At 67.1% G+C, this 16,599-nt stretch carries 19 protein-coding genes, 1 tRNA gene, 1 other RNA gene and 1 pseudogene; 15 read left to right on the plus strand and 7 right to left on the minus strand.

The features are described from left to right. Window positions 1-16: 16 nt before the first annotated feature. A complete protein-coding gene (locus ABC347_RS03530) occupies window positions 17-1,243 on the minus strand; it encodes a type III PLP-dependent enzyme domain-containing protein (protein ID WP_413244362.1) in 1,227 nt (408 codons plus the stop codon). Between the two features lie 175 nt (window positions 1,244-1,418). On the opposite strand from ABC347_RS03530, the gene ABC347_RS03535 reads away from it, so the two are divergent. Both ABC347_RS03535 and ABC347_RS03540 read left to right on the plus strand, forming a co-directional pair. Continuing rightward, a complete protein-coding gene (locus tag ABC347_RS03535) occupies window positions 1,419-2,378 on the plus strand; it encodes a threonine ammonia-lyase (protein WP_413244363.1) in 960 nt (319 codons plus the stop codon). Continuing rightward, the gene (locus ABC347_RS03540) at window positions 2,378-2,554 is read left to right on the plus strand and encodes a hypothetical protein (RefSeq protein WP_413244364.1); all 177 of its coding nucleotides are present in this window, start codon (window positions 2,378-2,380) and stop codon (window positions 2,552-2,554) included. The genes ABC347_RS03535 and ABC347_RS03540 overlap by 1 nt, the downstream gene beginning before the upstream one ends. Before the next feature lie 2 nt (window positions 2,555-2,556). Here ABC347_RS03540 and ABC347_RS03545 read toward each other — a convergent pair whose 3' ends face one another. Beyond that, window positions 2,557-3,213, minus strand: a complete 657-nt coding sequence (locus ABC347_RS03545) for an alpha/beta hydrolase (protein WP_413244365.1) — start codon at window positions 3,211-3,213, stop codon at window positions 2,557-2,559. A gap of 98 nt (window positions 3,214-3,311) precedes the next feature. Here ABC347_RS03545 and ABC347_RS03550 point away from each other — a divergent pair, with 98 nt between their 5' ends. The 6 genes from ABC347_RS03550 (at window position 3,312) to ABC347_RS03575 (ending at window position 8,231) form a co-directional block, all read left to right on the plus strand. Further along, a complete protein-coding gene (locus tag ABC347_RS03550) occupies window positions 3,312-4,358 on the plus strand; it encodes a cysteine desulfurase family protein (RefSeq protein WP_413244366.1) in 1,047 nt (348 codons plus the stop codon). Then, on the plus strand, window positions 4,355-5,446 hold the full coding sequence (locus tag ABC347_RS03555) for a cysteine desulfurase family protein (RefSeq protein WP_413244367.1): 1,092 nt from the start codon (window positions 4,355-4,357) through the stop codon (window positions 5,444-5,446). Before ABC347_RS03550 ends, ABC347_RS03555 begins: the two co-directional genes overlap by 4 nt. Beyond that, window positions 5,443-5,778: a 2Fe-2S iron-sulfur cluster-binding protein gene (locus tag ABC347_RS03560; RefSeq protein WP_413244368.1), complete on the plus strand. Its 336-nt coding sequence runs from the start codon at window positions 5,443-5,445 to the stop codon at window positions 5,776-5,778. The genes ABC347_RS03555 and ABC347_RS03560 overlap by 4 nt, the downstream gene beginning before the upstream one ends. Window positions 5,779-5,986: 208 nt before the next feature. Then, an RNA gene (gene ffs / locus ABC347_RS03565) (signal recognition particle sRNA small type) lies at window positions 5,987-6,084 on the plus strand. Between the two features lie 219 nt (window positions 6,085-6,303). Beyond that, window positions 6,304-7,896 carry a DNA polymerase III subunit gamma/tau gene (locus tag ABC347_RS03570; protein WP_413244369.1) on the plus strand — a complete coding sequence of 531 codons (1,593 nt, stop codon included), beginning with the start codon at window positions 6,304-6,306 and terminating at the stop codon, window positions 7,894-7,896. A gap of 2 nt (window positions 7,897-7,898) precedes the next feature. After that, complete coding sequence (locus tag ABC347_RS03575; protein WP_413246991.1) at window positions 7,899-8,231, plus strand: YbaB/EbfC family nucleoid-associated protein; 333 nt, start codon at window positions 7,899-7,901, stop codon at window positions 8,229-8,231. Window positions 8,232-8,243: 12 nt separating this feature from the next. Here ABC347_RS03575 and mtgA read toward each other — a convergent pair whose 3' ends face one another. Beyond that, on the minus strand, window positions 8,244-8,972 hold the full coding sequence (gene mtgA, locus ABC347_RS03580; RefSeq protein ID WP_413244370.1) for a monofunctional biosynthetic peptidoglycan transglycosylase: 729 nt from the start codon (window positions 8,970-8,972) through the stop codon (window positions 8,244-8,246). Between the two features lie 53 nt (window positions 8,973-9,025). Here mtgA and ABC347_RS03585 point away from each other — a divergent pair, with 53 nt between their 5' ends. Next, window positions 9,026-9,754, plus strand: coding sequence for a transporter (locus tag ABC347_RS03585; RefSeq protein ID WP_413244371.1), 729 nt, complete (start codon window positions 9,026-9,028; stop codon window positions 9,752-9,754). A 4-nt stretch (window positions 9,755-9,758) separates the two neighbouring features. Here ABC347_RS03585 and rpoH read toward each other — a convergent pair whose 3' ends face one another. Both rpoH and ABC347_RS03595 read right to left on the minus strand, forming a co-directional pair. Further along, on the minus strand, window positions 9,759-10,667 hold the full coding sequence (gene rpoH / locus ABC347_RS03590; protein WP_413244372.1) for an RNA polymerase sigma factor RpoH: 909 nt from the start codon (window positions 10,665-10,667) through the stop codon (window positions 9,759-9,761). Between the two features lie 58 nt (window positions 10,668-10,725). Continuing rightward, window positions 10,726-11,676 carry an RluA family pseudouridine synthase gene (locus ABC347_RS03595; RefSeq protein WP_413244373.1) on the minus strand — a complete coding sequence of 317 codons (951 nt, stop codon included), beginning with the start codon at window positions 11,674-11,676 and terminating at the stop codon, window positions 10,726-10,728. 18 nt (window positions 11,677-11,694) lie between these two features. Here ABC347_RS03595 and ABC347_RS03600 point away from each other — a divergent pair, with 18 nt between their 5' ends. The 3 genes from ABC347_RS03600 (at window position 11,695) to ABC347_RS03610 (ending at window position 12,922) form a co-directional block, all read left to right on the plus strand. Continuing rightward, complete coding sequence (locus ABC347_RS03600; protein ID WP_413244374.1) at window positions 11,695-12,084, plus strand: M67 family metallopeptidase; 390 nt, start codon at window positions 11,695-11,697, stop codon at window positions 12,082-12,084. Window positions 12,085-12,158: 74 nt separating this feature from the next. Beyond that, a complete protein-coding gene (locus ABC347_RS03605; protein ID WP_413244375.1) occupies window positions 12,159-12,803 on the plus strand; it encodes a histidine phosphotransferase family protein in 645 nt (214 codons plus the stop codon). Window positions 12,804-12,845: 42 nt separating this feature from the next. Continuing rightward, window positions 12,846-12,922: transfer RNA gene (locus ABC347_RS03610), tRNA-Pro, on the plus strand. Between the two features lie 63 nt (window positions 12,923-12,985). On the opposite strand, the pseudogene ABC347_RS03615 reads toward ABC347_RS03610, so the two are convergent. Further along, a pseudogene (locus ABC347_RS03615) lies at window positions 12,986-13,087 on the minus strand (AraC family transcriptional regulator); the annotation flags it as partial. Between the two features lie 57 nt (window positions 13,088-13,144). Here ABC347_RS03615 and ABC347_RS03620 point away from each other — a divergent pair. After that, on the plus strand, window positions 13,145-13,315 hold the full coding sequence (locus ABC347_RS03620; protein ID WP_413244376.1) for an SDR family oxidoreductase: 171 nt from the start codon (window positions 13,145-13,147) through the stop codon (window positions 13,313-13,315). Window positions 13,316-13,330: 15 nt separating this feature from the next. Here the strand turns inward: ABC347_RS03620 and ABC347_RS03625 are convergent, their stop codons facing one another. Beyond that, window positions 13,331-13,705, minus strand: a complete 375-nt coding sequence (locus ABC347_RS03625; RefSeq protein WP_413244377.1) for a winged helix-turn-helix transcriptional regulator — start codon at window positions 13,703-13,705, stop codon at window positions 13,331-13,333. Window positions 13,706-13,790: 85 nt separating this feature from the next. On the opposite strand from ABC347_RS03625, the gene ABC347_RS03630 reads away from it, so the two are divergent. Both ABC347_RS03630 and ABC347_RS03635 read left to right on the plus strand, forming a co-directional pair. Continuing rightward, the gene (locus ABC347_RS03630; protein WP_413244378.1) at window positions 13,791-14,525 is read left to right on the plus strand and encodes an SDR family NAD(P)-dependent oxidoreductase; all 735 of its coding nucleotides are present in this window, start codon (window positions 13,791-13,793) and stop codon (window positions 14,523-14,525) included. A gap of 267 nt (window positions 14,526-14,792) precedes the next feature. Further along, on the plus strand, window positions 14,793-16,553 hold the full coding sequence (locus ABC347_RS03635) for an eCIS core domain-containing protein (protein WP_413244379.1): 1,761 nt from the start codon (window positions 14,793-14,795) through the stop codon (window positions 16,551-16,553). The last annotated feature ends 46 nt before the right edge of the window (window positions 16,554-16,599 follow it).

Raw genomic sequence — 16,599 nt, forward strand, 5'->3', positions numbered from 1 at the left:
TAATGGTCGGTCGGCGTTACAGCGTGACGACGTTCGACGGAACCGTCCGATCCTCGGTCGTGTCCAGATACAGGCTCGCCATCGGTTCGTCGGTCACGATCACGGTTTCGGAAACGCCGAACCCGTTGAACCCGGTTCGCATCGCGCAGCCATAAGCGCCGAGCATCCCGATCTCGAGATAGTCGCTGGCGCGGGTGTCGGCGGGCAGCATGAACGGGCCGACCATATGATCCATGTCGTCACAGGTCGGGCCGTAGAAGCTGAAGCCCATATCCTTGGCATCCGAATCCGGCTCGCGCAGCAGAGCGGTCGGGAAACGCCAGCCGATATGCGCCGCATCGAACAACGCGCCGTAGGCGCCGTCGTTGATGTAGAGCTCGTCGCCGCGGCGCCGCTCGACCCGCACCAGCAGGCTGGCATATTCCGCCGAAAGCGCGCGGCCGGGCTCGCACCACAGCTCGGCCGAATAGCTGATCGGCAGACTTTCGAACGATTCATGGATCGCGCGGAAATAGGTTTCCAGCGGCGGCGGCGTCATGCCGGGATAGGCGGACGGAAATCCGCCGCCGACATCGACCACGTCGACCGTTACCGCGGCCTGCACGATCGCCTCGCGCACCCGACCCATCGCCTGCAGATAAGCGGCGGGGCTCATCGCCTGACTGCCGACATGGAAGCAGATGCCCAGCGCGTCCGCTGCCTGGCGCGCCGCCATCAGCAGCGGCGCGGCGTCGCGAGGATCGACCCCGAATTTCGATGCCAGGCTGAGCTTGCTGTGTTCGGAAGACACGCGGATCCGCACGCACAGCGTGAGATCGGTCGCCTCGCCGGTCGCGCGCATGATCTTTTCCAGCTCGTCGATCGAATCGAGCGAGAAGGTTCGCACGCCATGCGTGTGATACGCCTCGGCAATCGCTTCCTCGGCCTTCACCGGGTGCATGAAGCAGAGCGTGGCTTGGGGCAGGGTGCGCGCGACGAGCCGCACCTCGGCGATCGAGGCAACGTCGTAATGCGTGATGCCGTTGTCCCACAGGATCTGCAGCAGATCCGGCGAGGGATTCGCCTTGACCGCATACATCGAGCGACCCGGAAACTTCTCGACGAAGAAGCGGGCCGCCCGCGCCGCGGCGTGCGGGCGGACAAGCGTGACCGGCTGGACCGGACGACGATCAGCGATATCGATGCCGCGAACGGCGTTCGAGGGGGCTTTCGCTAGCCCCAGCGCGCGATGATGCTTGTGCAACTCAAGGGACCTCCAGTGCCACGGGCGAACCCACGGTCTTCAGTTTGAAATCACTGCCTTGCGGTGGAAGTCCCATGGGGCAGCGGACGCGCTACATAGGATCGCCGACCCCCCCTGTAAAGTTGCAATCAGACGACCGTTGCGTCGCCTGCCGGAATGCGGGACAGGGGGTGCGATGACAGGGATAAATGGCGGAAATCGGCGGCCTTCGCGCGCCGGCGTGCTGGCGGCGGCAGGTCGGCTCGCGGGGGTGGCGACGCACACGCCGGTGCTGCCGTTAAGCTTTGCCGGCACCGAATTCGCGCTGAAGGCCGAATCATTGCAGCTTGGCGGCGCATTCAAGTTTCGCGGTGCCTATAATCGGCTGGTGCAGATTCCCGTGGCGGATCGACCGCGCGGCGTGGTCGCCTTCTCGTCGGGCAATCACGCGCAGGGCGTCGCACGCGCGGCCGCGATGCTGGGCATGCCAGCGCTGATCGTGATGCCGGCCGATGCCCCCGCGGTGAAGCGTGACGCCACGGCGGCACTGGGGGCGGAGATTCTGCCCTATGATCGCGCGACCGAGAGCCGCGAGGACATCGCGGCACGGGTGGCGGCAGAGCGCGGTGCGGTGCTGGTGCCGTCATTCGACGATGTCGACGTGATCGAGGGGCAGGGCACTGCCGGGCTGGAGGCAAAGGCAGACTGGCCGGGTGTCGCCTGCGTCGTGATCTGCTGCGGGGGCGGCGGCCTGTCTGCCGGGATCGCGCTCGCCATTCCCGACGCCGAGATCATTGTCGTCGAGCCCGACGGCTGGGACGATATGGGCCGCTCGCTGCGCGCGGGGCACATCCTGCCGGTCGGGCCGAACCCGCCCGCTACCGCCTGCGATGCGCTGCAGACGACGCGCGTGTCGCCGCTCACCTTCGATGTGCTGGCCGAACGCGGAGCGACCGGCCTGTCCGTATCCGAAGCCCAGGTCCGCGAAGCGATGCGCGCCGCCTATCGGATGGGGCTGGTGGTCGAGCCGGGCGGGGCGGTCGCACTTGCGGCGGTGCTGTCGGGCCAGGTGCCGGCCGACGGGCGCCGCACGCTCGTCATCGCATCGGGCGGCAATGTCGATCCGGCCGCATTCGCGAAGGTGATCGCGTCATGATGTCGGGACAGAGCTTCGACCTGTTCCTCGCCATCGCGATGCTGGCGATCTTCGCACTGGCCGCCGGCGGCATCGTGCTGCTGCGGCGCGGGCAGGACAGGAAGCGCGGCATACTGATGCTGGTCGCCGCGCTCGTCCTGTTCGGCAACGTCCTGATCTGGACGTGGCCGGCCTGATCTCAGCGGATCGGCGAGTTCGGATCCAGCCGCATGTCCAGATAGCGGTCCACGCTGCCCATCAGTTCGGGCATCTCGTCGGCGAAGAAGTGGTTCGCGCCGGGGATGGTGTCGTGATGGATGGTGATGTGGCGCTGGGTGCGCAGCTTGTCGACCAGCTTCTGCACCGCATTCGGCGTCACCACCTCGTCGGCATCACCCTGGATGATGATGCCCGAGGACGGACAGGGCGCCAGGAACGTGAAGTCGTACATATTGGCCGGCGGCGCGATCGAAATGAAGCCGCGGATCTCGGGCCGCCGCATCAGCAGCTGCATCCCGATCCACGCGCCGAAGCTCACGCCTGCGATCCAGGTCGTCTGCGCTTCGGGATGGATCGACTGCACCCAATCGAGCGCGGATGCCGCATCGCTCAGCTCGCCGACGCCGTTGTCGAACGTCCCCTGGCTCTTGCCGACGCCGCGGAAGTTGAACCGTAGCGTGGCAAAGCCGCGCCGGACGAACGTCTGGTAGAGCGCCTGCACGATGCGGTTGTTCATCGTGCCGCCGCTGGAAGGGTGCGGATGCAGGATCATCGCGACGGGCGCCCGCGGACGCGGCCCCGGCTGGAAACGGCCTTCGAGGCGGCCCTCGGGGCCGGGAAAGATCACTTCGGGCATCGGTCCTGCTTCGATAAAGAGCATGGCGGCGGGTGCGCGGCCGGGCGCGCTCCTATATAGGTTTGCGCCGCAGTTCCACAATCATCGTGAGGCACGCCTTGGCCGACCGGCTCTATCTCGATCATGCCGCGACCACGCCGCTGCTGCCGGCCGCACGCGCGGCAATGGCCGATGCGCTGGTGCATTGGGCCAATCCGTCGAGCCCGCATGCCGAGGGGCGGGCGGCTCGCGCCGCGCTGGAAGACGCGCGCAGCCGCATCGCCGCCGCGCTCGGCTGGCGCGGATCGCTGATCTTTACCAGCGGCGCCACCGAGGCGATCGCGATCGCGATGGCGCGCGCCCGGACCGCCGGTCGCGCGATCTCCGCGGTCGAGCATGATGCCGTCCGCCGCATGGCATCCGATGCCGCCGTGCTGCCGGTCGATGGCCGCGGCATCGTCACCAATGCGCGACGGGGCGGGCTGGTCGCGGTCCAGTCCGTGAACAACGAGACGGGCGTGTTGCAACCGCTTGACGAGATCGCTGCCGAAATCGCTGGAAACGGTGGGTTGTTGCTTGCCGATTGCGCACAGTCCGCCGGCAAGGTCGCATTGCCCGATGCCGATTTCGTCGCTGTCTCGGCGCACAAGCTGGGCGGCCCGCCCGGCATCGGCGCGTTGCTGGTGCGCGATCTGGCGACGCTGGAAGCCCCCGGCGGGCAGGAACAGGGCTATCGCGCCGGCACGGAAAATCTGCCCGCCGTCCTGGGCTTCGCCGCCGCGCTCGATCAGCGCCGTGATTGGATGGCCCGCGCGGCCGACCTGCGCGAACATCTCGAGCGGCGCATCGTAGCCGCCGGGGGCGAGGTCGTCGCCGCCGATGCGCCCCGCCTGGCGACGATCGCCAGCTACCGCATGCCGGGCGTGCCCGCCGCCGCCCAGCTGATCCGGTTCGACATGGCTGGTATTTCCGTTTCGGCGGGCAGCGCCTGCTCCTCGGGCAGCGTCAAGCCCAGCCATGTGCTGGCGGCAATGGGGTGGGACGAGCCCCACGCGCGCGAGGTCGTCCGAGTGAGTTTCGGCCCCGATACCGGGCGCGCCGATATTTGGCGCTTCGCCGAAGCGTGGGTCGCGCTCGCCGCTGATCGGAGGGCCGACGCGGCATGATCTATCTCGATTATCAGGCGACGACGCCGCTCGCGCCCGAGGCGAAGTCGGCCATGCTGCCCTGGCTCGACTCCTTCGCGAATCCCCATTCGTCGCATCGTGCCGGCCGTGCCGCCAAGGCGGCGGTCGAGGCGGCACGTGAGCGCGTGGCGGCGCTGCTGCCGCCGGGCGGCCGCACTGTCTTTACCAGCGGGGCGACCGAGGCACTCAACTGGGCGATCAAGGGTGCCCCGCCCGGCGATATCGTGACGATCGCGACCGAGCATGCCGCCGTGCTCGACACCGTCGAGGCGCTGAGCTGGGCCGGACGGCAGGTGACCATCCTACCGGTTGACGGCGATGGGCTGGTCGACCGGCAGGCGGCGCTCGGCGCGATCGTGCCGGGCGTGTCGCTGGTGGCGGCGATGCTGGTCAATAACGAGATCGGTGTGATCCAGCCGATCGGCTGGCTGGCCGATCTCGCCCATGCCGCCGGCGCGCTGTTGTTGTGCGATGCGGTGCAGGGTTACGGCCGCATCGAAATTCCAAAAAGTTGCGATATGGTGGCAATCTCCGCTCACAAGATCGACGGGCCGAAGGGAATAGGCGCGCTCTGGCTGCGAGACGGCACGCCGCCGATCGCCCCGCTGCTGCATGGCGGCGGGCAGGAGCCAGGGCGCTCGGGCACGCTATCGCCGATGCTCTGCGCGGGCTTCGGTGCGGCAGCCGCGATCGCGGGCGAGCGGCGCGACGTTGACGGAGCACATGTCGCGACCCTGTTCGATCGACTGCGATCAGCACTGCCGGGATGGACGCTCAATGGAACGGCCGACGCCCGTTATCGTGGCAACCTCAATCTCCGCCGCGATGGCCTTGATGCCGGGCGGCTGATCTCCGAACTGCGCGAGATTGCGCTGTCCGCCGGTTCGGCCTGCGCCAGCGGGTCGGGCCGGCCCAGCCATGTGCTGCGCGCGATCGGGCTCAGCGACGCGGAGGCCAGATCGAGCATTCGGCTCGGCTTCGGCCGCTACACGACCATCGCCGAGATCGACACTGCCGCCGCCGCGATCCGCGCCGCGGCCGATCGCCAGCGGATTTTGGCGGCGTGACGGTCCTCGTCCGGTTCGTGTCTGCCGATGGCAGCGCCGTGCAAGAGGTGCAGGCTGCGCCCGGCGATCGGTTGCTTGATGTCGCCCAGGCCGCCGGCCAGCCACTGGAAGGGACGTGCGAGGGCCAGATGGCCTGTTCCACCTGCCATGTCATCGTCGCGGCCGAAGATTTCGATGGCCTGCCGCCCGCCAGCGAGAATGAGGAGGATTTGCTCGATCTCGCCGCCCACGCCACGCGTCGATCGCGGTTGGCCTGCCAGATCTGGCTTGACGGCATGGACCGGTTGACGGTGCGGATGCCGCCCGAAGCGCGCGACATGCAGGGGCGTTGACAAGGATTGCTATCTCGCATGAGGCGGAAGGGCAGGCCATCGACGATCGCGCGCCGCATGTGCGCACGCTGAAAAGCGGTCGCCATTTTCTCTTTTGGCGGAAAGGCGCGAACGCGATCCAGATCATTGCTGTTTTGCATGAAAGCATGGATCTGCCGCGTCATTTCCGCGAACCCTTGCCTCATCCTGCGGGCTCGACCATATGGGCCGCGGGAGTCGGGCGGACGGTGCCGTCGCCAACTTGGTCAGGCCCGGAAGGGAGCAGCCACAACGATTTCGCAACGGGTCGTTCCGGCTCCCACCCTGCCGTATTGTGAACATCAGCGGAACGTCGTGCTGTCCTACAGGCGACGTTTGCGCCATGGTCGCGCTATGCGTTCGCACCGGCACCCCGTCGATTCGCTTTGCTCCCGTTCGATCCGACATCAGGTCCTTTCGGGCACGCGGGGTGCTCACAAGCGCTGCTTTCAGTGCTTTCGGCCCGGCCTCGACGGCGCGGGGCAGGCTGGCTAGGGCAGTGCGCGCATGACCGACTCTCCCGCCTATCGCGTGCTCGCGCGCAAATATCGGCCGCAGCGCTTCTCGGAGTTGATCGGCCAGGATGCGATGGTCCGCACGCTCGGCAATGCCATCAAGCGCGATCAGCTGGCGCATGCCTTTCTGCTGACCGGCGTTCGCGGCGTCGGCAAGACATCGACCGCGCGGCTGATCGCCAAGGCATTGAATTGCATCGGGCTGGACGGGCAGGGCGGCCCCACCATCGATCCGTGCGGGGTATGCGAGCCGTGCCGCGCGATTGCGGAAGGCCGCCATATCGACGTGATCGAGATCGATGCCGCCAGTCATAACGGCGTCGACGATATCCGCGAGATCAGTGACGCGGTGCGCTACGCGGCCGTCTCCGCCCGCTACAAGATCTACATCATCGACGAAGTCCACATGCTGTCGAAGCAGGCTTTCAACGCCGTGCTGAAGACGCTGGAGGAGCCGCCGCCGCATGTGAAGTTCCTGCTGGCGACGACCGAAGTCCAGAAGGTGCCCGTCACCGTGCTGTCGCGCTGCCAGCGCTTCGATCTGCGTCGTATCCCGGCGGAGACGCTGGCGGCGCATTTCGCGCACGTCGTGACGGAGGAGGCGGTGTCGGCCGAGCCGGAGGCGCTGGCGCTAGTGGCGCGCGCGGCCGAGGGGTCGGCGCGTGATGGCCTGTCAATCCTCGATCAGGCGATCGCGCATGGCGGCGGCAACGTCACGGCCGATCAGGTGCGCGACATGCTCGGCCTGTCTGATCGTGGCGCGATCCGGCGGTTGTTCGGTCTACTACTGGCTGGCGACGCGCCGGCGGTGCTGGCCGCGCTTGCCGACCAGCATGATCTGGGCGTCGATCCCGCTGCGATCCTCCACGGACTGCTGGAGACCTGCCATGGCGTCACGCGAGCGAAAGTCGGTGGCGCGGCCGATCCGGCGCTGTCGAACGAAGAGCGCGAGGCCTATCTGGATTGGGCCAGCCGGCTCGGCTTCGCGACCCTTCACCGGATGTGGCAACTGCTGCTGAAAGGCCATCAGGAAGTGCAGCAGGCTGCGCTCCCTGCCGAATTGGCCGAGATGGCACTGCTGCGTATCGTACATGCCAGCCAGCTGCCCGACCCTGCCGATCTGATGCGGCGGCTGGCGAACGGCGGTGGAATCGGTGCACTGCCTGGTCCGGCCGCCGCCCCCGCGGCGGCCGAGGCGCAGACGCCAATGCTGCGCGCGCCGGCCGATTTCGCCGCGATGGTGGACCTGCTGGAGAGCCGCCGCCCGCTGCTTGGCCAGCAGGTGCGCGATTTCATGGCGCTGGTGCGCTACGCGCCGCCCGATCTGGTGATCCAGCCGCGCCGCCCGATGGCCAGCGATTTCACACGCGAGCTTGCCGCCGCGCTTCGCGAGATCACCGATCTGCGCTGGGACGTCGCGATCGCTGATGGCCCCGCCCAGCCGACTTTGCTGGAACAGGAGAAAGCCGCCGCCGCTGCCGAGCGCGATGCCGTTCTCGCCCAGCCCGTGGTGAAAGCCGCATTCGAGGCCTTTCCCGATGCCGAACTGATCGACTACAGGCTGGGTAAAGCCGGGAGCGCATGACGATGGACATGGAAAAGATGATGGCAGCCGCGCAGGAAGCCGCGGCCAACATCCAGAAACAGATGGGTGACGCGCAGGCGAAGCTCGATACGATCGAGGTCGAGGGCGCGGCCGGCGGCGGCATGGTCAAGATCCGCGCCACCGCGAAGGGCCGGATCCTGGGGGTCGAGATCGACGAGTCGCTGCTCGCGCCGTCCGAAAAGCAGATGCTGGAGGATCTGGTGGCGGCCGCGATCAACGATGCGCGCACCAAGGCCGATGCTGCGGGCAATGCCGAGATGGGCAAGCTCACCGCAGGTCTGCCGCTCCCCCCGGGCTTCAAGCTGCCGTTCTGATCGTCGGCAGCGTCAGCGCAAGCACCGGTCAAGCCCGCTGCGGCGGACGACGCCGATCCGCCCTTGGATCGAGCTGCCATAGCGCCGCGTGAAGCCCTTCGGGGCAACCGCGCCGCGCTTCTTGGGCAGCGGCAACACGGCGGCGATCCGCGCGGCCTCGGTCGGGGAAAGCCGGCTGGCGTCGTGGCGGAAATAGCGCTGAGCACCGGCATTGACGCCATAGGTGCCGATGCCGGTTTCCGCGATGTTCAGGTAGACCTCCATGATCCGGCGCTTGCCCCAGATCGCCTCGATCAGCACAGTAAACCAGGCTTCCAGTCCTTTCCGAAAGAAGCCGCCGCCCTGCCACAGGAAGGCATTCTTCGCGGTCTGCTGGCTGATCGTCGAACCGCCGCGGATCCGGCGCTTGACGGCATTGTCCGCCATCGCCGCCATGATCGCTTTGTAATCGAAGCCGTGATGGCTGCAGAAATTCCAGTCCTCGGCGCCGATCGCGGCGCGCGGCATGTTCGGATCGATCTGCGAAAGCGGCATCCAATCCTTGGTCACGCCGCGGCCCGCGAACCAGTCGCCCGCCATCGTCGCGGTGAGCGGCGCAGGCACGAACCGGTAGATCAGCACCCAGAGCACCGACAGCGCGACGAACGCCACGACGCCGCGACCGATCCACCACCCGATCCGGTAGGGCCAGGATCGCGCCGGGCGGGCGGCGCGGGGGCGTGCGGTCTTGCGGCGGGCCATCGCGGCCCGCATAGCGTGACGATGCAGGGCCGTCACGCCCGATGGAGCTCCGGATGTCGTTGCTGATCGCTCTCGCGCTCGCTGCCGCCGCCCGCGATTACTGCCCCGAACGGCCGGGTCTCGGCACGCCTGCATGCACGATCGAGGCGGGCCACCTGTCGGTGGAGACATCCGTGGCAGACTGGACCATCGATCGGGGCGCGGACACCGTTCTCATCGGCGATACGCTGCTCCGGCTGGGGCTGAGCAATCGGCTGGAAGCACAGCTGGGTTGGACGCCGCTTGGGTTCTCGGGCGGTCGATCAGGAGTCGGCGACGTTACGCTGGCGCTGAAGGCCAACCTGCGAAACCCGGATGGCAGCGGTTTCTCTGCAGCCTTGCTGCCATTCGTGACCGCGCCCGCCGGCGGCGGCGCGATCGGAGCCGGCGATTGGGCGGCCGGGCTGGTCGTGCCGGTCGGGGTCGACCTCGGCCATGGCCTGTCGCTCCAATTGACTGGCGAAGTCGACGCCGCAGTCGATCAGGATCGTCATGGCCGCCATGCTGCGGTCGGTGGGGTGATCGGGCTGGGCGCAGAGCTGTCGGATGCTGTAGCGACGGCAATCGAGATTGGCGCCACCCGCGATGATGATCCTGCGGGGACGACGACGGAAACGCTGGCGTCGTTATCACTCGGCTGGCTGGTCAGCGACGACTTCCAGCTCGATGCCGGCGTCGCCGCCGGACTGAACCATGACAGCCCCGATCTCCAGCTGTCGATCGGGGTGTCACGACGGTTCTGACCGGTCAGGTCGGCGAGGGCAGCAGCCTTTTCTCGCCCGCGATCCGCATCATCGCCTTCTGCAGCTTGTCGAACGCGCGCACCTCGATCTGGCGGACGCGCTCGCGGCTGACGCCATAGACCTGGCTCAGTTCCTCGAGCGTCTTGGGGTCCTCCGCCAACCGGCGTTCGGCCAGGATATGCTTCTCGCGATCGTTCAGCGCGTCCATCGCCTCCTGCAGCATATTATGGCGGACGCTTTTCTCCTCGGCATCGGCGATGCGCTCATCCTGCAGCGGATCGGTATCGACCAGCCAATCCTGCCACTGGCCCTCGCCATCCTCGCGCATCGAGACGTTGAGCGAGGTATCCCCGCCCATTGCCATGCGACGGTTCATGGACGTCACGTCATCTTCGCTGACACCAAGATCGGTCGCGATCTTCTTCAGATCCTCGGGCTTCAGATCGCCATCCTCGAACGCATCGAGCTGGCTCTTCATCCGGCGCAGGTTGAAGAACAGCTTCTTCTGCGCAGCGGTGGTGCCCATCTTCACCAGGCTCCACGACCGGAGGATATATTCCTGGATCGAGGCGCGGATCCACCACATCGCATAAGTGGCGAGGCGGAAGCCGCGATCGGGCTCGAACTTCTTCACGCCCTGCATCAGGCCGATATTGCCTTCGGAGATCAGTTCCGATGTCGGCAGGCCATAGCCGCGATAGCCCATCGCGATCTTCGCGACGAGCCGCAGATGCGAAGTCACCAGCCGCGCCGCGGCGTCGGTATCGGCATGCTCCTGAAAGCGCTTCGCCAGCATATATTCCTCCTCGGGCGTGAGGAGGGGGAATTTGCGGATCTCGGAGAGATAACGGTTGAGACTCTGCTCCCCGCCAAGTGCGGGAATCGTCGCCGGGACGTTCTTGCCGCTAGCCATGATCTTCGGTCACTCCCTTCTGCGGCATCGGTCCAAGCCGTGCCGCACTTGTCGTCCGCTATATCGCAAGCTCGCTTAACAGTCGCTGCATGTCGTGCGGAATATCGCTATCGAACGCCATAGCCGCGCTTGTGATCGGATGGATGAATCCGAGCCGCGCAGCGTGCAGCGCCTGCCTCTCGAACCCCAAACGCTTCAACAGGCCGCTATGCTCCCCGCGCGTGCGCCCATAGGCCGGATCGCCCAGCAGCGGATGGCCGATCGATGCCATGTGCACGCGCACCTGATGGGTCCGCCCCGTCTCCAGCCGGCATTCGATCAGCGCGGCGCCGGCCAGCCGCTCGACGGTGCGATAGTGGGTCACCGCGCGCTTGCCGCGTCCGTCGCTGACCACCGCCACCTTTTGCCGGTTTGCAGTGGATCGGGCCAGCGGTGCATCCACAGTGCCGGCCGGCGGTGTGGGGTGGCCGGCCGCGATCGCGCGGTAGCGTCGTTCGATGCTGTGCCGGGCGAACTGCGCCGCCAGCCCCTCATGCGCGCGATCGGTCTTCGCCGCGATCATCAGGCCGGACGTATCCTTGTCGATCCGGTGGACGATGCCCGGCCGCTCGACCCCGCCGATGCCGGACAATGATCCGCGACAATGGTGCAGAAGCGCGTTGACCAGCGTCCCATCCAGATTGCCTGCAGCCGGATGCACCACCAGCCCCGCAGGCTTGTCGACCACAATCAGATGCTCGTCCTCGTAAGGCACGATGAGCGGAATATCCTGCGCGATATTATGCGCCGGCGCGGGCGCGGGCACATCAACCTCGAACGCGCCGAACGACTTCACCTTCCAGGCCGGATCGCGGAATAGGACGCCTTCGTGCCGTACCGCGCCGGACGAGATCAGCGCCTTCAGCCGCTCGCGAGAGAGAGTAGGCAGCGCCGCCGCCAGTGCCCGGTCCAGCCGCCAGCCTTCCGCCTCCGGCGGCACTATCGCGCGTTGTATCGAACCCCCGTTCATCCGGGTTATGAGATGGCTATGGCGATCGAGATTTCAAGGCAGGTGCTGGCGCGAATCCTGGCCCACGCCGCCGGTGATCCGGAGTGGGAAGTTTGCGGCCTGTTGTTCGGACAGCCGGACCGGATCGACGTCGCCGAGCCTGCTCGCAACATCGCACCGTCGCCGGCCGACAGCTTCGAACTCGACCCTGCGCAGCTGATCGCGGCGCACCGCGCCGCACGGGCCGGCGGGCCAGCAGTCATCGGCCATTATCACTCGCATCCCGGCGGCCGGGCCGTTCCATCGATGCGCGATGCCGATGCGGCGCGGGGCGGGGAGCTATGGCTGATCGTGGCCGATGGGGAGGCGGCGGCATTCCGCGCCGAAGCGGACCGGACATTCCGTCCAGTCGCGCTGCGAGTGCGATGACGCCGCCTTGCGTTGCATCGCCCGTGCCGTCACAAGGGCGGCCCTTCACCAAGTTTTCCGGGACCATCGTCGGCATGTCCAGTTCGAGCGTCGATTTCGCGAGTCTGCTCTGTTCGCGGCTGTGCCATGATCTGTTGAGCCCGGTCGGCGCGATCAACAACGGGATCGAGCTGCTGGCCGACGAGCATGATCCCGAGATGCGCGCCCGCTGCCTCGATCTGCTGGCAGAAAGCGCGCGCGCTTCGGCGGCAAAGCTGAAATTCTTCCGGCTCGCCTTCGGTGCCGCGGGCGGCTTCGGCGATGCGGTCGACACGCGTGAGGCGCGCGCCGCGATCGAAGGGCTTCTGGGCCAGGATCGTCGCATCCAGCTCGGCTGGATGGTCTCGGATCCGTCACTGCCGAAGGGCGCGATCAAGATTCTGCTCAATCTGGCGCTGATCGGCGCCGACGCGCTGGTGCGGGGCGGCCGGCTCGATATCGGTGCCGAGGATGGCGAGATCGTGGTCCGCGCCGAAGGGCCTCGGTTGGTGCTCGATCCCGAGCTGCGCACTGCCCTGCTGGGCGAAGTCGAACCATCGCAGCTTACCCCGCGCGCCGCCGCAGCCTGGCTCGTCCATTCTCTCGCTCGGGATCAGGGCGGAGAAGTCATGGTCTCCGACGCGGACGAGGGCGTGCTGCTGTTCGGTGCCGCGCTGCCGACCGGCCGCAACAAGCTCTAAGGTTGCGCTGGCCGCCCAAGCGCGGCAAGGGGAGGCCGACCTCGGGGAGTGGCGCAGCCTGGTAGCGCATCTGCTTTGGGAGCAGAGGGTCGCAGGTTCGAATCCTGTCTCCCCGACCAATCTCATCCAACAGCGCATCGTCCGCGGCAGGCTGCATTCCCTGGCGATGCGGTGATCGACGGCTACAACGTCAATTCCACGATCGGGGTAGTGCTGAGCCGCTCGATGTCGCGGCGTGGCGGGGCGCCGAACAGACGGCGATACTCGCGGCTGAACTGGACAGGCTCTCGTAGCCGCGGCAGGAGCATGACGAGATCTGCGCCACCCTGATCTCGCCGAGCGTGGTGGCCACAGAACTCGGGCACGACATCACCGATCCCGATGTCGCCAAGGCGCTGCAGGGCTGGCGGCAGAAGTCGTTGACGCCGGATGCGATCGCGCGCGCGATCGAACAGCCCGAGGGCGTGGATATCAACGAAGTGATTGTCCGCCCCACCGCGGCGGATCTGTAAGCCGGGCCGCGGGCGCTATGCCGATTTGCGACCCCAGCTTTCACGTTCGGCAAACACCCGCGCCACTTCGTCCATATTGTCCGATCCCCAGGCGCAGAGCGGAGCGAGCGCCGCCGACAAGCTATGGCCGAGCGGGGTCAGCGTGTAATCGACCCGCGGCGGCACTTCCCGATAGTCGGTGCGCTTCACCAGGCCATCGGTCTCGAGCTCCTTCAGCTGCTGGATCAGCATCTTGTCGCTGACGCCGCGTACGGCACGCTTGAGTTCGCCATAGCGATTGGGCCCTTGTGCCAGGAAGTAGATGATCAGCGGCTTCCACTTGCCTGCAATGACGCGGAGCGTCGCATCGAGGCCACAGGTGAAGGCGGGGGGATCAAGCTGCTTGGTCATGTAAGGCACTTACCAAAAGGTGCATACTTGTCGATAGGGATGTGCAAATCCACCTCGCGTTCTCCTCGAACGAGTGGAGATCAAGATGAGCAGGTTGGCAGGCAGGACGGCGGTGGTGACCGGCGGCGGCAGCGGCATTGGGCTGGCGTCGGCAAAGCGCTTCGTGGCGGAAGGCGCATTCGTTTACATCTTCGGCCGGCGGCAAGACGCGCTTGACGCGGCGCTCGCTGAACTCGGCGATCAGGCGCGCGCCGTCCGCGGGTCGGTCAGCGATCCGTCCGATCTCGATCGACTCTATGATCAGGTCGCGGCGGAGCGCGGGAGCGTCGATATCGTTTTGGCAAACGCAGGCACCGGCTCCTTCGCGGCGCTCGGCGCGATCACCGCGCAACAATATGATGAGACATTCGACGTCAATGTGAAGGGCGTGCTCTTCACCGTGCAGAAGGCGTTGCCGCTGATGCGCGCAGGCGGATCGATCATCCTGACAGGATCGACCACCGGAGAAATGGGAACGCCGGAGTTCAGTATCTACAGCGCCACCAAGGCCGCGGTGCGCAATCTCGCTCGCAGCTGGGCGCTGGACCTGCGGGGTACCGGCATCCGCATCAATGTATTGTCGCCTGGACCGACGCGGACCGACCTTGCGCTGGCGGTCATCGGCGAGGAGGCATTCGAAGCGCTCGGCGCGACGACGCCGCTCGGCCGGCTCGGTGAACCGTCGGAAACCGCGGCTGCCGCCGCGTTCCTGGCGTCTGACGACAGCAGCTACATGACTGGCGGCGAGATTTTCGTGGACGGTGGGCTGGCGCAAATCTGACACGCGGGGCGGCGGCGGAAGTGCCGTCGCCCCCCATATCGTCTACGGCGGCCGAGCGGAGGCGGCGGCCGGCAACAATCGGTACCAGCTCTTTTCATGCATATTCCGGGACTTGACGACTGGCCCGGGCGGGGTGACCTTATCGCAGACGAACAAGCGGCGGGATGACGGCATGCGTTCGAGGGTGGACCTGCGGCGAAGCCCTGCAATCCGTCGCGCAGCGCGCCGCACCGGGCTTTGCCCCCGGATCATTGGACGCCTTGATTGATGCGGGCGACCGCTCCGAAACAGCCTGCACGTGCGCCGCTGGCCTGGTCGCTTCCCGCACGCGCGGGGCAGCCTTTGCCGCCAGCGATGGTCGGATCGCTGCAGCCGGCGGTTGGGATCGACCTGTCGGCGATCCGCATCCATGCCGACGCGGCCGGGGCAGCCGCTGCCGATCAGCTCGGCGCGCGCGCGCTTGCGCTGGGGCGGCACATCGCCTTTGCGTCCGGTGCCTATGCGCCCGGCACCGATGTCGGGATGCGCTTGATCCGACATGAACTTGCCCATGCCGCGCAACAGGCCCGGGGCGGCGAGCGCCCGGCCGATGGCGGCGTCGCGGCGTTGGAGGCCGATGCCGATCGCGCGGCGGCGGGTGATGGCGCGCCGATACTGGGATCCGGCGTCGGGATTGCGGGCGATGGTCTGGAGCCGCGTGCGCGTGGGCGCTATGCCAAGCGGGTCCATTTCGCGAACCTCGGCGAATATGCGCAGGCGCCGACGGTGGCCGGTTCCGATCCCGAGATCGATCCGACCGGGGGATTGTGGGGCACGGTCTGGACCGATGAGGCACCGGCCAGCGTGGCACCGCCGCCACCCGCTCCGGTCGTCCCACGCGCCAAATCCCGCCCGAAAGCTACGGCCCCGGCACCGCCGCCGGTCACAGCACGGCAGCTGCGCGATGCGGTCGATGCGCTGCCGCCCGAGTTCGTTTCGTCGCCTGCCATGCGCAATGTCGAAATGACGCTAGGGGTGCTCGGCGGCTCGGCCGAACTGGTCGGTGGCGCCTATGCGGGGCTGACCCCGGCCGGTCTCACGCTGATGCTGCACGGCGCCGACCAGATCCAGACCAGTCTGCGCCGCTCGACAAATCCCGGTGCGAAGTCGGCTGCCTACACGCTGGGCTGGCTGGGTGCCGGCATCGCCAGCCAGGACCCCAAGTGGCGCAACGTCGGCGGCGTAGCGGCAGAGATGGTCTCCGGGCTCGGTGCGACGGTGGCCGGCGGCCGCACCCCGATGGCGACGATGGGCGAATTGGAGGCGGCGGCGGAAATGATGCCGAGACCGTCTCGCGCGCTCGGCCTGCCCGATCCCTTTCCCGCTTCGCAGGCCCCGGTGCCGGATCCGTTCCCTACGCCGGATTCGGTCTGGCGTGCGCGGATCAACGCGCGCATCGCTGGCCACACCAACGCTCCCTTCACGCCTACGCCGCTGAGCGAGGGCGAATTCTACGACACGCTCCATGCGCCCGGCACGCCGATTTCGCTGGGCATGTATGGCAGCGGTGTCGACATGATCGAGGTCAGGCCGGGACAGATCCTGCCGATGGAAACGACGCTCGAACGCAAGCTGCTGATGAGGCAGGGCAAACGGGTCGGCGCACGCAGCCTCGGCTATGTCGAACAGGGTGAGCGATATCGTCCCGATGACATGCTCCCGCATGCTGTCGGCGATGGCCCCGTGCCGGAATGGGTGCGCGAGCTAGGACCGGAGGCAATCCTGTGGTGGGAGGACAAGTATCTGCAGGAGGCGGACCGGATCCACCTTTGGCTGACCGGATATGAGGGGCCGAAAGCCACGCCGATCACCGCGGGGGAAATCGAGCGTGTGCTGCGACCCGACCTGCGCGACCGCCTTGTCGTCCACCGCCCCGGAACCACCTATTATCCCGATCCGGAGGATATCGAGCGTTATCTGTCCTTCAACCTGCAGCGACGCCTGCGGGAGAAGGCTGCCGAGGCTGCCAGGAAAGCGGGCCCGAAGTAGGAAAAGGTGCGTGAGCCCCGACTCGAACGGGAATACCGACATGCAT

The organism is Sphingomonas canaveralia, from assembly GCF_047238125.1.
Classification (GTDB): Bacteria; Pseudomonadota; Alphaproteobacteria; order Sphingomonadales; family Sphingomonadaceae; genus JBDFMH01.

Bases quoted from the DNA above. Each gene is read 5' to 3' on its own strand.
- ABC347_RS03535 (WP_413244363.1), top strand. From the start codon at position 1,419: ATGACAGGGATAAATGGCGGAAATCGGCGGCCTTCGCGCGCCGGCGTG.
- ABC347_RS03540 (WP_413244364.1), top strand. From the start codon at position 2,378: ATGTCGGGACAGAGCTTCGACCTGTTCCTCGCCATCGCGATGCTGGCG.
- ABC347_RS03545 (WP_413244365.1), bottom strand. From the start codon at position 3,213: ATGCCCGAAGTGATCTTTCCCGGCCCCGAGGGCCGCCTCGAAGGCCGT.
- ABC347_RS03555 (WP_413244367.1), top strand. From the start codon at position 4,355: ATGATCTATCTCGATTATCAGGCGACGACGCCGCTCGCGCCCGAGGCG.
- ABC347_RS03570 (WP_413244369.1), top strand. From the start codon at position 6,304: ATGACCGACTCTCCCGCCTATCGCGTGCTCGCGCGCAAATATCGGCCG.
- ABC347_RS03575 (WP_413246991.1), top strand. From the start codon at position 7,899: ATGGACATGGAAAAGATGATGGCAGCCGCGCAGGAAGCCGCGGCCAAC.
- mtgA (WP_413244370.1), bottom strand. From the start codon at position 8,972: ATGGCCCGCCGCAAGACCGCACGCCCCCGCGCCGCCCGCCCGGCGCGA.
- ABC347_RS03585 (WP_413244371.1), top strand. From the start codon at position 9,026: ATGTCGTTGCTGATCGCTCTCGCGCTCGCTGCCGCCGCCCGCGATTAC.
- rpoH (WP_413244372.1), bottom strand. From the start codon at position 10,667: ATGGCTAGCGGCAAGAACGTCCCGGCGACGATTCCCGCACTTGGCGGG.
- ABC347_RS03595 (WP_413244373.1), bottom strand. From the start codon at position 11,676: ATGAACGGGGGTTCGATACAACGCGCGATAGTGCCGCCGGAGGCGGAA.
- ABC347_RS03600 (WP_413244374.1), top strand. From the start codon at position 11,695: ATGGCGATCGAGATTTCAAGGCAGGTGCTGGCGCGAATCCTGGCCCAC.
- ABC347_RS03605 (WP_413244375.1), top strand. From the start codon at position 12,159: ATGTCCAGTTCGAGCGTCGATTTCGCGAGTCTGCTCTGTTCGCGGCTG.
- ABC347_RS03625 (WP_413244377.1), bottom strand. From the start codon at position 13,705: ATGACCAAGCAGCTTGATCCCCCCGCCTTCACCTGTGGCCTCGATGCG.
- ABC347_RS03630 (WP_413244378.1), top strand. From the start codon at position 13,791: ATGAGCAGGTTGGCAGGCAGGACGGCGGTGGTGACCGGCGGCGGCAGC.
- ABC347_RS03635 (WP_413244379.1), top strand. From the start codon at position 14,793: ATGCGGGCGACCGCTCCGAAACAGCCTGCACGTGCGCCGCTGGCCTGG.